Annotated in this window: 9 protein-coding genes; 1 reads left to right on the top strand and 8 read right to left on the bottom strand. The window is 38.5% G+C overall.

Features of this window, described 5'->3' with window-relative positions; genetic code table 11:
* Nucleotides 1–6: 6 nt before the first annotated feature.
* The 3 genes from lpxK to ND2E_RS14910 form a co-directional block, all read right to left on the bottom strand.
* Nucleotides 7–1035 (bottom strand): tetraacyldisaccharide 4'-kinase, encoded by a 1029-nt coding sequence (gene lpxK / locus ND2E_RS14920; protein WP_033093074.1) that lies wholly within the window; start codon nt 1033–1035, stop codon nt 7–9.
* Nucleotides 1036–1047: 12 nt separating this feature from the next.
* Nucleotides 1048–2853 (bottom strand): lipid A export permease/ATP-binding protein MsbA, encoded by a 1806-nt coding sequence (msbA, locus tag ND2E_RS14915; RefSeq protein ID WP_033093075.1) that lies wholly within the window; start codon nt 2851–2853, stop codon nt 1048–1050.
* Nucleotides 2854–3138: 285 nt separating this feature from the next.
* On the bottom strand, nt 3139–5799 hold the full coding sequence (locus tag ND2E_RS14910) for a DNA internalization-related competence protein ComEC/Rec2 (protein ID WP_223303560.1): 2661 nt from the start codon (nt 5797–5799) through the stop codon (nt 3139–3141).
* 100 nt (nt 5800–5899) lie between these two features.
* Between ND2E_RS14910 and ND2E_RS14905 the strand changes: the two genes are divergently transcribed.
* Nucleotides 5900–6409 (top strand): DUF2062 domain-containing protein, encoded by a 510-nt coding sequence (locus ND2E_RS14905; protein ID WP_033093077.1) that lies wholly within the window; start codon nt 5900–5902, stop codon nt 6407–6409.
* 346 nt (nt 6410–6755) lie between these two features.
* Here ND2E_RS14905 and ND2E_RS14900 read toward each other — a convergent pair whose 3' ends face one another.
* From ND2E_RS14900 to ND2E_RS14880, 5 genes are all read right to left on the bottom strand, one after another.
* On the bottom strand, nt 6756–8138 hold the full coding sequence (locus ND2E_RS14900) for a sensor histidine kinase (RefSeq protein WP_052056318.1): 1383 nt from the start codon (nt 8136–8138) through the stop codon (nt 6756–6758).
* Between the two features lie 71 nt (nt 8139–8209).
* Complete coding sequence (locus ND2E_RS14895) at nt 8210–9604, bottom strand: sigma-54-dependent transcriptional regulator (RefSeq protein ID WP_033093078.1); 1395 nt, start codon at nt 9602–9604, stop codon at nt 8210–8212.
* A gap of 116 nt (nt 9605–9720) precedes the next feature.
* Nucleotides 9721–12150, bottom strand: coding sequence for an ABC transporter permease (locus ND2E_RS14890; RefSeq protein ID WP_052056320.1), 2430 nt, complete (start codon nt 12148–12150; stop codon nt 9721–9723).
* Between the two features lie 11 nt (nt 12151–12161).
* Nucleotides 12162–12887, bottom strand: a complete 726-nt coding sequence (locus ND2E_RS14885) for an ABC transporter ATP-binding protein (RefSeq protein ID WP_033093079.1) — start codon at nt 12885–12887, stop codon at nt 12162–12164.
* A 64-nt stretch (nt 12888–12951) separates the two neighbouring features.
* Entirely contained in the window at nt 12952–14208 is a 1257-nt protein-coding gene (locus ND2E_RS14880) for an efflux RND transporter periplasmic adaptor subunit (protein ID WP_033093080.1), read from the bottom strand.
* Nucleotides 14209–14432: the final 224 nt, after the last annotated feature.

Consider the following 14432-nt stretch of genomic DNA (forward strand, 5'->3'; position numbering starts at 1 on the left):
TGTTTACTATATAGCTGATTGAATTGCTATCTGAGTTTTATCGATTATTAACTGCCTATCTTCATCACTAAAAGCGGCATCAACAGGTAAAAACCACCAATTTTCTTTACAAAAATCGTGGCACTTTACAGCATCTTTTTCAGTCATTAATAGCGGTATATTATCATCAAATTCGCTAAAATCAGCAAGGGCAAAAGCATGATGATCAACAAAACTTTGCTGTTTATTTATCTTAAGTTGATGCGCTGTTAGTGTATCGAAAAACCGTTGGGGTGCACCTATACCTGCAATAGCGTTTACCGACTCGTTACGCTTAATAAAGTCCTTCAGCTTAATGCGCTCACCGGTAAGTAAATTACACAGTTCGGTTGCCACTAATGTCATATTTATGCCCGGAGTATATTTTTGCTGACGGTCCTGTGAACTTTTGCCGTTATAAATAACTAGGTCGCTTTTAGGTAAACGCCACTTTCCTTCTCGTAGTGGACCTGCAGGCAATAACAAACCATTACCAAATAAGCGTTTGCCATCAACAATGACTAGCTCTATATCTCGAGCTAAACGATAGTGTTGTAAACCATCATCACTGATAATGATATCGCAGCCTTGAGCGATAAGTAATTCTGCGCTCGCTATACGATCACTACCAACCGCAATAGGCACCTGACAACGTTGCTGTATAAGTATTGGCTCATCACCAGCTTCTAACGAGGTAGAGTTTTCATCAAGCAAATAAGGATAGTGAGGTGCTTTACCACCATAACCTCTAGAAATAACACCTGGCGTTAAGCCTAATAAACGCGTTAGCTCAATCAAATATAAAACTACCGGCGTTTTGCCATTACCGCCGACACCTATGTTGCCAACAACAATAACGGGCTTATTCAAATGATATGATTTTGATAAACCAAAGTTAAAACTAATACGCCTTACTGTGCTTATCAGCCAAAATAAAGCAGATAAAGGCAGTAATATAGGCACTAATAACCATTTAGCGGGATGACTATTAAACCAAACCTTCTCAATTAAGCGCATGTCACAGTCTTCCTATTCAAACTGGAAACTATGTAACTGGGCATAAGCGCCTTGCTTAGCAAGTAAACTTTGATGATTACCTTGCTCCACTATTTTACCTTGATCCATCACGATTATTTTGTCTGCACTCTCAATAGTTGATAAACGATGCGCAATCACAATTGAAGTACGATTTTGTTGCAATGTTTGCAGGGCATCTTGAATATGGCGTTCCGATTCTGTATCAAGTGCACTGGTTGCTTCGTCTAGAATTAAAAAGGGAGTATCGCACAATAAAGCCCGTGCAATAGCGACACGCTGACGTTGCCCGCCGGATAGTAACGCACCATTTTCTCCAATATTCGTTTCAAGCCCCTGTTCCATGTGCTCTGCGAATTCCATGACATGGGCACTCTTAGCCGCTTCGATAATTTCAGCTTCAGTTGCATCAGGTTTACCGTAAGCTATATTATTGGCTAAAGTATCATTAAACAGCACAACCTGTTGAGATACATAAGAAAATTGCTTGCGTAAATCTTTTAGTTGAAATTGTTCGATATTGATATTATCAATTAATATCTCACCTCGGGTCGCATCATAGAAACGTAATAATAACGAGCTGGCCGTTGATTTACCGCTACCCGAACGTCCAACTAAGGCTAAAGTTTCTCCAGGCGCTAAATCAAAAGTCAGATCGCTTAATGCAAGTTTAGCTTCTTCTTTATCGTTTGAAGATTCAGCTTCATTATTTTCATATGAAAAATCAACATGTTTAAATGATAAATGTCCTGAAGCTCTTCCCAATTTTTTATCACCACTATCTTTTTCTTTTTCATGATCGAGTATCGAAAAAATACTAACGCAAGCTGCCATGCCTTGTTGAAACTCACTGTTGACATTCGTTAGCATTTTCAGGGGTCTCAATAACATAGTCATATACGTGATAATACTAACAAAAGTACCAGGAGAGATATTCTCACGTAAGGTGTCTGAAGTAATAGCATAAAAAACAAAGGCTAAGGCAAACGAGGCGATGACTTGAATGATAGGAACACTGGCAGACTTTGTTGCCCGCATTTTCATGCGCTGTTGACGATTATGTTTATTTATTTTGGCAAAACGTGAAAATTCCCTTTGTTGACCACCAAATGTTAGTACCACTTTGTGACCATTAAAGGTTTGCTCTGCCGCAGTGGTAACCTCCCCCATTGCCCCTTGAATATTCTTGCTCACTTTTCTAAAGCGCTTTGAAACCACACTGACAATCAGTGCAATAATAGGGGTTATCAATAAAAAGATTAATGATAACTGCCAGCTGTAATAAAACATTAAGCCGACTAAACCAATAATAAAAGCACTTTGCTGCACTATGGTTAGTATCGATTTACTTACTGAGTTTAATACCTGCTCGGTATCAAAGGTAATTTTCGAAATCAGAGAGCCGGTCGATGTTTGATCATGAAAAGCGACGGGCATTGACATGATATGTTCAAATAGCTTTTGTCTTAAATCAGCAACGACATTGTTACCAACCCAAGCGAGACAGTAATTTGCGATAAAGTGCGCTAAGCCACGAAAAATAAAGGCCACAATAATAAACAAGGGTGCCCACTTCATAAAGTTGGCATTCGCTCCAGAAAGCCCTTCATCTACAAGCGGTTTTAATTGCGATAGAAAATAAACATCAATAGCTGCATAACCAAGCATACCAATGATTGCGGCAACAAAGCCAAGCTTGTAGGGTTTGGCATAACTTACCAGTCGTTTAAAGTTTTGCCATGTGGTTACTTTGGCTGAGTCAGAAGAAGGTAAGGCGTTCGTTTTTGGAGATGAGGCCATTAGTTAAGATTACTCAAGTATTTTAATTGCTTAAAGGAAACGTTGATAAAACATTAACAATACTGTCGTTAATCATAATTGCTTTTATCATGCTCACATTATCGAAATAGTATTTTACCGTGAATTAGCGATACAACCAACAAAAACTATAACGATACTCTTTACCCTACAAAGTGCAGGTTTTCACTGAGGATTAAAGTGACTTAAGGCAAGGTAAATAATGTAAACAAAATCATTCTACGGTTTGATGATTTAACGCCGTATAAAGTCATCTTAACCCTATCTTTAATAGCTAAACCAAAAAGGTCTTAAATCATTAACAAAACTTTGCGTTTGAATGCCTTTATTATTGACCGTAATAATGATTTGCCCTAACTCAGCACTATTTAACAAAGGGATATCATTATCAATATAACGCTGCCTAACTATCGGCACTGGCATATTCCAACGATTTAAATACCCTGCACTCACTAACGCTAGGTCAGGAGATAATTGACTCAGAAATGCCTGACTTGATGATGTTTTTGAGCCATGATGAGGGACTTGTAAAATATCGGCAGTAAGCTGAGGGTAGATGTTTATCAATTTCTGCTCGACTTTCGAGGAAATATCCCCAGTTAGCAGTAAACTTGTTCCTTGTTGATCGCTAACTAAGATCACACAAGAATCATCATTCTGTTGCCTGTCGCTTTTGACACTTCCATTTGAAAACCGCTCTGCTAAAGGCCATAAAATATCAAAGGTTAACCCTTGCCAAGAAAAGCTATTATTTGGCTGACAATCCATCAGGGGTTCAGGATAGTGAGATGATATTTTAGTCTCAGACATAATATCTTCTGATAAAGATTTTGTTGGCGTAAAGAGTGATTTATCATTACTGATAACTTGACCAATAGCTATCTCATCACTTAGCTTTTTGATGCCACCAGCATGGTCATTATCGCTGTGACTGACAATAACTTTATCAAGATATTCAATACCTGAATGTTGTAAATATGGCTTTATCACCGCATCACTCATATTGAAACCGCTGGGGTAAGCTGCGCCCGTATCATATAAGATGGCATGATTATCTCGTTTGATTAACACTGATGTTCCCTGGCCAACATCAAAAAAGATAATATTCCATGGAGTAAAGCCATAATAGGCTTGGTACTTAACACCGGTTTTCGAGCGTTTCTCACTGCTATTTGACAATAAATGCCTATTTTGTGCCTGATCATTAAAAGAATGGGCACTTAACAGACTTACGCTTACAACGATACTTAGTAACACAAAAGCGCCTTGCTTTGACATTCTATTCCATAAAAAGGGTGAAAAATAACACATAATAAATGCAATAATCCCTATCACTAACACAAGTATCTGCTGCATTAGTGATAGTGAAACAGTTGCATAAGGCAGTTCGCTGAGTAATTCGAGGTAATACCACAACAAGGTTAACGATTGCAGTGATAGCGTCATGAACCCTTGCGCTAAAGGCTCACTTAACGGCAACAACATCACTGAAATAAGCGCTGCAGGTATACTCATAACGCTCATCCAAGGTACGGCAATAATATTTGCCAATATACTCACTAACGATATTTGTTGAAAAAACAAAGCTGTTATCGGCATTAACATTAAAGTTAACGTCACTTGAATAAGCAGTAACCCTTTGATGAAACGCCAAAGTACAGCCCCCTTATTCAACCAGTAGTTAAATCGCCACAGCGATAAGAAGATAATTGCTACAGCATAAAAGGATAACCAAAAACTGGCAGTTAATAAGCTAAAAGGACTGATAATTAATATAATGAAAACCGTTGATAACATTAAACGTTTAGCTGAGAATTTTATTGCCAGTAAGCGGCTAAACCAGTAAAGATTTAACATTACTAAAGCCCGCTGAGTGGGCAGCGAGAAGCCTGCTAAATACGCATATAGTGTTGCGAGCAGTAAACTTAAAATAATAGCAATATGCCGAAGATTAAACCGCTGCCAACTCGATGATTGCAACGGTATATAATGGAAAACCACCATTACAATATAAAATACACTACCGGCAAGTAAGCCTACATGTAAGCCTGAAATAGCGATAAGGTGACTTGTCCCTGTTGCTTGCAGTACTTGCCAAAGCTCAGGGCTAAGTAAGCTACGTTCGCCAAAGGCTAACGCTAACAAAATAGGGGTAAGCTGGTGATTAGGTGTATGCCTTTGATAGTGATCAAATAGTCTTTGGCGTAATGTTATATCATCGATAAGCAATATGTTTTTATCTAAGCTATCAGCAACATTCACTTCTTTAGCTGAGTGTTCTTGACCTTTCTTATTTTTCGGGTTTATCACATACCCAGTCGCAGCTATGTGATGTGATCTAAGCCAACTTACGTAGTTAAAGGTGCCGACATTAGCTAAACCATGGGCGGGCTTTAGCTTAACGGCAAGAGAAAGTATTTGGCCTTGGGCTAGATCAATAGTTGGATTTTTCCAACTTAAGCGAATAGTTATCGGGGATTCAAGCCGCTGATGATTCAGTTTATGAACTCGAAAATTAAATCGTGAAGTAGAGTTTGCTTTATCTTTGGCAGAATGAATCTTAAAATTAGAGGTAGATATATTAAGTGCATTAACTTGATTACTAAGTACTTCTCCTTCAATTACAACGGTTTGTTTGTTTTCCATTAATTCAATGAACGAGCTTGGTAATAGGTGCTGATATAGGTACGCTTGGGATAAAATCCACAAAGCCCCGAAAATAAATCCGGAACTAGAACGTAAATTTTGATGGGAAAAAAAGCCAATTGTAATAAAAAGAAGTAGAAATAGCGTAAAAATCGCTGGCACTTCCTGTAAAAACAAGGACAATATAGCACCAAGAAAAAATGTCAGTAACCACCAATCCATAGTGATATAAATCCTTTTATATTTTGTGGCTAACGTATTGAGTAAACGTCTTACTAACATTATCGATTGCTTTACTTAGCAACATATATATTCAGCTAATATATATGTTGCTAAGTAAATTATTTTACACAATTTTTAGCCAAGTGACCTTTAGCAGTATATGCCCAAAAAAACGATTAAACGTATGATGCCAGATCATCAAACGATAAAAGAAAACAAATATCTGAAAGTCTTTGGCGATTTACTTCATAACGCTAACCTTTGGCACTTAAATCGTCACTCTGTTGCTAAAGCTTTTGCTGTTGGGTTATTTTTTGCCTTTATTCCTGTGCCATTTCAGATGGTTTTATCAGCCGGTATTGCTATTATAGTACATGCAAACCTGCCGCTCTCCATTGCGTTGGTTTGGATAACAAATCCATTGACTATGCCGTTTATTTTTTATGCCTGTTATTTGGTAGGCGTATGGGTATTAGGTGTGCCTGAGCAAGAATTTGCCTTTCAAGCAAGCTGGCAGTGGATACTCGATAGCCTTTCAACCATAGGACCTGCCTTTTTAGTTGGCTGTGGTCTCCTTGCTATTATTTTTTCAATATTAGGTTATTTCGTCATACATTCGTTTTGGCGTTACCAAACTATTAAAGCATGGAAAAGTCGTCCGCATCGGTAAATTCCATAATGAATATATTGTGCAGCTAAGATAAAAAGTTAATAGTTAGTACTATAGCCGTTACCATGCAAAGTGCAGGTTTTCAGTGGGAATTAAAATGACTTTAGGCAAGGAAAATAATTTAAGCATAGTCATTCTATGGTTTGATTATTTAACGCGGTATAAAGTCATTTTAAACCCATCGAAGAAGCGCGTGTGCAACATCACTTCATCGTTGCTGTGATTTATAAGGGAATAACCATTATTTCATCACAGCGCCTTGAATTGAAATTGCTCAAACACTATGAAACATGCATCTTGATTGGTAACAGGTATATAACTTAGGCAGGGAAAGATAAGACAAGAATCATAGGGGTAATTCTATGGTCGCTTCACAACCGCGGACACCTGCCCTATTTGTTAAACGTATCTTGCCGCCATGGGCTTCAATTATCTGTCTGCACAAGACAAGACCTATGCCGGATCCTTTTACTTTAGTGGTATAAAAAGGCACAAACAAATTATCAGGGTTACTCACACCAGTGCCATCATCTTTAATACTAAGCTTTAAGTGCTTGCCTTGTTGTTGCCAACTAATAGTAACTCGCCCTTCAACACCAGCATTTTTAATGGCCTCAACGGCATTTTTAACTAAATTAATCAGTACTTGCTCAAGCTGAACAAGGTCAATAGATAACTTAACATCTTCAAGGGCCAATACTTCAACAGTATGTTCAGAGTAAAGCTTAGTCACCTTACTCACTAGGCTTGCAATCGAGGTTAGCTGTTTTATCGGCTCAGGTAAACTGGCTATCTGTTTATAGCTATTAACAAAATTTCCTAAGTTATTTGTGCGTTGAGCGATGACGGTTAAGCCTTCAAGAAGAAAATCGCTATGCGTTTCAATATCGGTATTTTTTATCAATAGCCTTTTTAAACTCTGACTTATCGAGGCAATAGGAGATAAAGAGTTATTAATTTCATGACTGATCACCCGAACTAGCGCCTGCCACGCTTTACGTTCTTCACTACGCAACATGGTACTCACATCAGTAATAAATAACAGCTCTTGCTGCTTGCCATCCTTGCGATAGGCTTCTTTGTGCACACTAAATTTACCCTGTTGACCGGCAAAGGTTAATGCCATCACTTGGCTTTGCCCGTTACTTATCGCATCAACTTGCGCTAACTGATTCGTTGGGTCGGTAAAAGCTTTACCGATATTATCCGTTTCTTTGAGCTGTAATAACTTACGTGCGGCCGGGTTACACAACACCAATTCATTACTTTCATTAAAAGCAATAATAGCGACATCAATGTGCTTAATCACAGTTTGTAACAACAGTTGGCTTTCAATCGACTCAATTCGCTGTTTATTTAGTCGTAAAGCTAAACTATTAATGGCACCAACAAGCTCATTCAGCGCCTTATCCCCTACACTGGTTCGTGCTCTAAGGCTGTAATCACCTTGTACCATGGCATCAAGCAAGTTACTTAAACTGCGAAATTGATAGGCTGATTTTTGATGAATCTTACTATGGCAAAAGGCAATAACTAAACCGCCAATTAAGATCACTAACAGCACTAAATATACTGAGATATTGGCATAAATCATTACCCATATAAGCAGTAGGTATGGTGGGAGCGCAGCAAATAGAGACAATTGGGTAAGCTGTGCTTCAAAGGATGTTCTTTTTTCACTGACTTCTGCTTGAGTTGACCTGTTTTGATTTGGCTTTATATCCAACATCACTTGCCTATTTATCGTTGATTAACAAACTACTATTTGTCTTTAAAGTTATGTAAATGTTGTCCATGCAATTATTTCTCTAACCGCCGATATAAAGCACTACGACTAAGTCCTAATGATTTAGCGGCTTTGAGCACGTTGCCATCAAAATGTGCTAATCGTTTGTCAATTATACTTAATTCCAAATCAGCCAGACTGAGTAAATTTTCTGGGTCATTGGCATTAACTTGCATATCTCCATCCTTTGAGACCCCATCTTGGTTTACATCCAGCGGTAAACCAAGATCGGCAACACAAATGACATCTCCATGACACAATATTTGTGCGCGCTCCATGACATGATTTAGCTCTCTAATATTACCTGGCCAGCTATAAGCTTCTAAAGCTTTTTTGGCCGCATCATCTAATAGCAACTTGTGTTGTCCATGATTTGCCGCTGACTTAGCTAAGAAGGCATCGGCTAGTAAGGTAATGTCTTCTTTTCTAGCTCTTAACGGCGGGATTTCAATGGTAAAGGTATTAATGCGATATAATAAATCTTTACGAAACTTACCTGTTGCCACAGCATCATGTAAATTAGCATTTGTTGCACAAATTAACCTAACATCAACTGACTGGGTTTTACTGTCACCAACTTTTTCAAATTGCTGTTCTTCTAAAACCCGTAATAACTTACCTTGTTGCGAATAGGGTGTATTGGCAATTTCATCTAAAAACAAACTGCCACCATCTGCCAATTCAATTCGTCCAATGCGTGTTGCTTTAGCATCAGTAAAAGCACCTTTAACATGACCAAACATTTCACTTTCAAATAAGCTTTCGCTCACAGCCCCCATATTGACAGAAATTTGATTTGCTATATGACGTTTAGATTTCTGGTGAATATATCGAGCAAACATGCTTTTACCGGTTCCATTTTCACCGGTAAGCAATATGCTGGCATTACTCTGGGCAACTTGCTCAATCATTGCCATGGTTTGTTGCATCACCGGAGATTGGCTTATAATATCCCCGTCAAATTCGCTATCTAAATGTTGCTGTAATAACTGATTTTGCTGACTGAGTTTTTGGGTGTTTTTTTCACTTTGCGCTAATTTTATTTGATTGCAGATAATATTAATTAATCGGTCAACATCCCACGGTTTTTGAATAAAATCATTGGCCCCATTTTGCATAGTACTTACAGCAACTTCTACCGTAGCCCAGCCTGTCATCACCACGATTGGCAATTCTTCATCTAGCTTTCTTATGGACTCAATGAGCTTAATACCCTCATCTCCTGATGTGGTATCAAGTGAGTAATTTAAGTCCATCAATATCAAGTCAAATTGCGTTTTTTTAATGGCTGCTACAGCTGACTCAGGTGTTTGACATAAGTTAACGTTATAACCTTCCGGTACCAGTAAAATCTTCAAGGCTGACAGTATATCGAGATCGTCATCGACTAATAGGATATTTTGTTTCATTAGGTTTAATTATTTACCATGTTTTCGATTAGTTACCATAACGGATTAAAAACAAGAAAAGCAGAGAATATTAACTATTCCCCGCCTTATCTTATGCACTTCTTTATTTTTTCTTATTATTCATAATGTAATGCTTGGCTTGGCTCTAACCTTAACGCATTTTTTGTTGGTAAGTAAGTCGCAACCAACACAGTAGCAACCACTATGCTCACCATGGTAATAACCATAAATATTAAGGCTGAATAAGAAGTACCAAACATTTGCGCCATGGCAAAGCCCATAAAACCTCCGGCTAAAATACCCGGTATACCGCCCCACAATAATAACTTCACACCCGCAAAAACAAATTCCTTGGTAATTCGCTCTTCATCGGCACCCAACGCACGTTTAATGCCTATTTCTTGGGTTCGTTGACTGATGGTATTTGCCATTACACCATAAATGCCGCTTGCCGCCAGTACAACTCCAGCGAGAGCAAATATTGCAGTTAAACTACTGATAAAAACAACTGGCGCGGTAATTCTATCATTACTGGCTTGATAGGTTTCTATGCGATATGAAGCCAATTCACTATCAATGCCTTGTAATACTTTACGTAAATGTTGAACAGCAAGGTTTGCTTTAGCACTAAGTTGCATGGCAATAGTCAACTGTTTACCTGGTGTTTGAGTGAGTGGTCTATAGATTGAAGGCATACTTGCAGCATCACCATCTCTGTTACCTTGAATAGTATGCTCAACCACACCGACAATCGTTACCCATTGAAGCGTATCTTTTGTTGTCTTGGCTAAGCGAAATCTTTGCCCTATAGCATCCTGCTGTGGAAAATGACGTTTGGCAAAACTTTCAGAAACCAAAGCCGTCGACTTTTCTAGACCATCATCACTATTATTGAAATATCGACCTTGGCGTAATTCAACACCTAACTTTGCCAAAGAACCCGGCATAATGGCAATATCATTAGCGCTAGGGTAACTGTTATTACTATCTTTGCCGTATTCTTTACCTTCTATAATGACTTTCGAGATAGAGCTATAGTGTCCAGGTAACGACGTTGCCAACATTGCTGTTTCAATTGCACCACTGTTTTCTAACCGTGATTGTAAAGTTTTGGTAAATTGTGCCTTTTTAGCATCGCTATCATAATTTGCTTCAGGTAATAACACACTAGCCACTAACGTATTCTCGGTATTAGCTCCCATATCTCTATTAGTTTGTTCATAAGCTGATTGCACCATAACAGCCGAAGCAATTAATACTGTCATTGAAATAAAGATTTCACTGATCACTAATGCACGATTAAGACGGCCTGCCTTTTTCCCTTGCGCTCCTCGAGTACCATCACGTAAAACGGCATTAAAATCGCCGCCTGTGCTTCGCCAAGCAGGTAACAAACCCGTGACAAAAATAGTACTAATAAGAATAATTAAAAACAGCGTTACTGAATAACTATCAATACCAAAGTCCCACCAAAATGCTAATGGATCAGCATAAAAAGTCGCAACAATCGGCTCTGTAACCTCTAATCCCCATGCCATGACTAAAAAGCCTATCATGCCACCTAGCGTACAAATAATAGTACTTTCCCATAACATTTGACTAATTAATCGTGACCTAGGTGCGCCTAACGCGACTCTAATTGCTGTTTCTTTACCACGCTCTAAAGCTCGCGATAACAACAAATTTCCGACATTGATTGATGCTAATAATAGAATGAGCACAGCAACGGTGTGCATGGTATAAATAACGGGAGCACCATCTGCGCCACCAACGCCCGGAATTGATGTAACATGAGCACCAACGCCAGTATTTGTTTGTGGGTGTTGATTCTCAATACGTTTCATAACAACGCTAAGCTCACGATTTACCTCAGCCATAGATACGCCGTCTTCTAAGTGTGCTAAACCACGTAATACCGTGCTATTTTCTCGGGTTAATAGTCTAGGATCAATTTGCAAAGGCAACCATATTTGAGCATTACGAGGAAACATATACCCCTCGGGCATTACACCGACAACATTATATTTCTCACCATTAATGCGCATAGATTGTTTAAGCACATCGTTCCCGCCGCTAAACTGGCTTTGCCATAGTTCAAATCCAATAACAACAACCTTTTCGGAGCCAATTTTTTCATCTTCACTCCTAAATGATCGTCCCAAAATAGGCTCTGTCCGTGTCAGTTGAAATATATTCGCTTGTGCCAATACCGCAGGGAACCTTATAGCGCCTTCTGTAGCAGATACCACAACATTCGCGTTGTTATAACCACCGTATTCTTTCAAACCTTTTACGCTGCGCATAATTTCAGCGTAATCTAGGGCATTAATTCTATAACCGTCTTGCTTGCCATTTACTGAGCCACTAATCATTACAAGAGAGGCTCCATCTTTAAAGTCTAAATCTTTAAATAAAATAGTATGAAAAAACGTGAACATATAGACACTTAAGCCAATACCAGTCGCCATCACTAATGTCGTCAATGCAGTAAAACCAGGTTTCTTTGATAACAACCTGATCGCATATTTAAAATCTTGCCATATCATAATCATGCTCCCTAAGCTGCTACTATGGTGTTTGATTTATTCTCTTTACTTAATGGTTTATCACTAATCACTTGTCCATCTAAAATATCAATATTACGAGCAGCTCGCTGCGCTGAACGAGGATCATGTGTGACCATACAGATAGTTGCACCTTCTGCATGTAATAAATCTAAAAGCTCCATCACAGCTTCCGCATTTTTTGAGTCTAAGTTACCTGTTGGCTCATCCGCTAAGATAATAGAAGGATTACCAGCAATAGCGCGTGCAACCGCAATACGCTGCTGCTGACCACCCGAAAGCTGAGAAGGGAAATGTTTCGCTCGGTGTGACATATTCACTTTTGCTAGAGCATTATCCACCATTGTTTTTCTTTGCGCTTTGTTAAGGTCTTTACGGTAAGTTAATGGTAATTCGATATTTTCTTCAACATCAAGGTCACTAATCAGATTAAAGGACTGAAAAATGAAGCCAATTTCCATATTACGAATTCGAGCGCGCTCTCTTTTAGAGATATTAGAAACATCATGTTCAGCCAATTGATACAAACCTTCAGTGCTGGCATCTAATAAACCTAATAACGAAAGCAATGTAGATTTCCCACAACCTGAAGGTCCTGAAATTGAGACATATTCACCTTTATCAATCGTTAACGTGATGTCTGATAGCGCATGGGTTTCTACTTCATCGGTAAAAAAAATTTTTTGAATATTCTCTAATTTTATTAATGTATTACTCATAATCTCATCCTTATGATGTGTTATTTATCTTATTTGGTTCACTAGGTATTTTTCTAGGGTAGTGTTAGTTAATTCTAATTTTTTGATATGTTTGCCAACTACTTGAATCTGATATGATTATTCTGTCACCAACAGATAAGCCTTCGATAACTTGAATTTGATTTGAAGAGCCCTTGCCTAATCGGACTTGAGTACGTTGGGCTATATTGCCATCAGAGCTTAATTTATAAAGTGTTGAGTTTGACTGTCTTTGAGAAAATATTGGACGGCTAACATACAAGGTATCAGCAATATCGGTAATTTTTATTTCGCCATCAACACTCAAATCAGGTCGAGCATCCGTTGGCAGTTGCTCAGTAAAGGTAACGTCAACTTGTACATTGCCATTAACTACGGCAGGATCAACGCGAGAAACAACCCCGTTTACTTTATTATTTCGTGTATCAATGGTTACCTGCTGACCTAACTTCACTTCACCGATTAATAACTCTGCGACTTGTAATTCTGCGATAAGTGAGTCTTGTTGAGCAAGTTTGGCTAAGTTGCTGCCCATATTTACTCGCTGTCCTGGCTCAACCGCAACATCTTGCACCACGCTATCTAAGCTGGCATAAATCATCAAATCCTTTACTTGTTGCTCTGCACGCTCTAGCGTTTTCTGCATTTTATTAATACGTGATTTACGCGCATTATCTTGAACAACAATGTTGTCGGTCATGCTGCGCAATACTTCTTCTTGAATTTGCCAACGCTGCTTAAACTGCTGTGTTTCTAATTTAGTTTTCTCGTAATCAATCTTAGAAACCGCGCCCGTTTTATTGTTAAATAACTCTTGCTGCGCATCTAACCTTAATTGACTACTTTTATAGTTTAACTTTGCATCAAGCATGCGTGCTTTTTGAAAAAGTAATCCTGATTTTTGCTCAGCTTGACTTGCTTTGCTCTCTGCGATCATGGCTTCAAGCTCCCACTTGCTTTCTTCCTGCAGCTGTTTTAATCTCGGGTTGCTTAATTCAATGATTAGCTCACCTTTTTTTACTGCTTTGCCAGGTTTTACCACAACGCGCTCAACATGGCCGTCAACACTAGCGGCTAGCCATTTTATTTTGTCTGGCACCAGTAAACCTGCACCTCGAACTGAAATTGAGAATTGCCCTTGCTTAACTTCACCATATACCAAGGTATCGTTATCAATAACAAAGTCAGCTTGTAATAAAAAGGCACTATATTTTATAGCGATAGCAATGATGGTCACAACAATGGCTATTGGCCAAATCTTTTTGAATATGGTTTTCTTTTGTTTATTAACGGCGATATCCAAGGGTTATACTCCAATAAATCTTCTTATTAAGAGTTACTGCAGCCTCTATACCACAATTAATAACCTATTGATAAATAAAACTTAAAACAACATACGGAAGGGGTTTAACAAACAGGGCGTGTCATAAATGGGAAAATGCATTTTTTTTACTTTCCCAATAATGGGAAAGACTTCTTTTTAAGGTGAGCTTTGAGAAAAAGAGCGGTTAAGGGGTTATTATGGAA

The organism is Colwellia psychrerythraea (assembly GCF_000764225.1).
GTDB lineage: Bacteria > Pseudomonadota > Gammaproteobacteria > Enterobacterales > Alteromonadaceae > Colwellia > Colwellia psychrerythraea_D.

Excerpts from the sequence above, each read along its gene's own strand:
- ND2E_RS14890 (WP_052056320.1), bottom strand. The coding sequence starts at position 12,150 with ATGATATGGCAAGATTTTAAATATGCGATCAGGTTGTTATCAAAGAAA.
- ND2E_RS14900 (WP_052056318.1), bottom strand. The coding sequence starts at position 8,138 with ATGTTGGATATAAAGCCAAATCAAAACAGGTCAACTCAAGCAGAAGTC.
- ND2E_RS14910 (WP_223303560.1), bottom strand. The coding sequence starts at position 5,799 with ATGTTAGTAAGACGTTTACTCAATACGTTAGCCACAAAATATAAAAGG.
- ND2E_RS14885 (WP_033093079.1), bottom strand. The coding sequence starts at position 12,887 with ATGAGTAATACATTAATAAAATTAGAGAATATTCAAAAAATTTTTTTT.
- ND2E_RS14905 (WP_033093077.1), top strand. The coding sequence starts at position 5,900 with ATGCCCAAAAAAACGATTAAACGTATGATGCCAGATCATCAAACGATA.
- ND2E_RS14895 (WP_033093078.1), bottom strand. The coding sequence starts at position 9,604 with ATGAAACAAAATATCCTATTAGTCGATGACGATCTCGATATACTGTCA.
- lpxK (WP_033093074.1), bottom strand. The coding sequence starts at position 1,035 with ATGCGCTTAATTGAGAAGGTTTGGTTTAATAGTCATCCCGCTAAATGG.
- msbA (WP_033093075.1), bottom strand. The coding sequence starts at position 2,853 with ATGGCCTCATCTCCAAAAACGAACGCCTTACCTTCTTCTGACTCAGCC.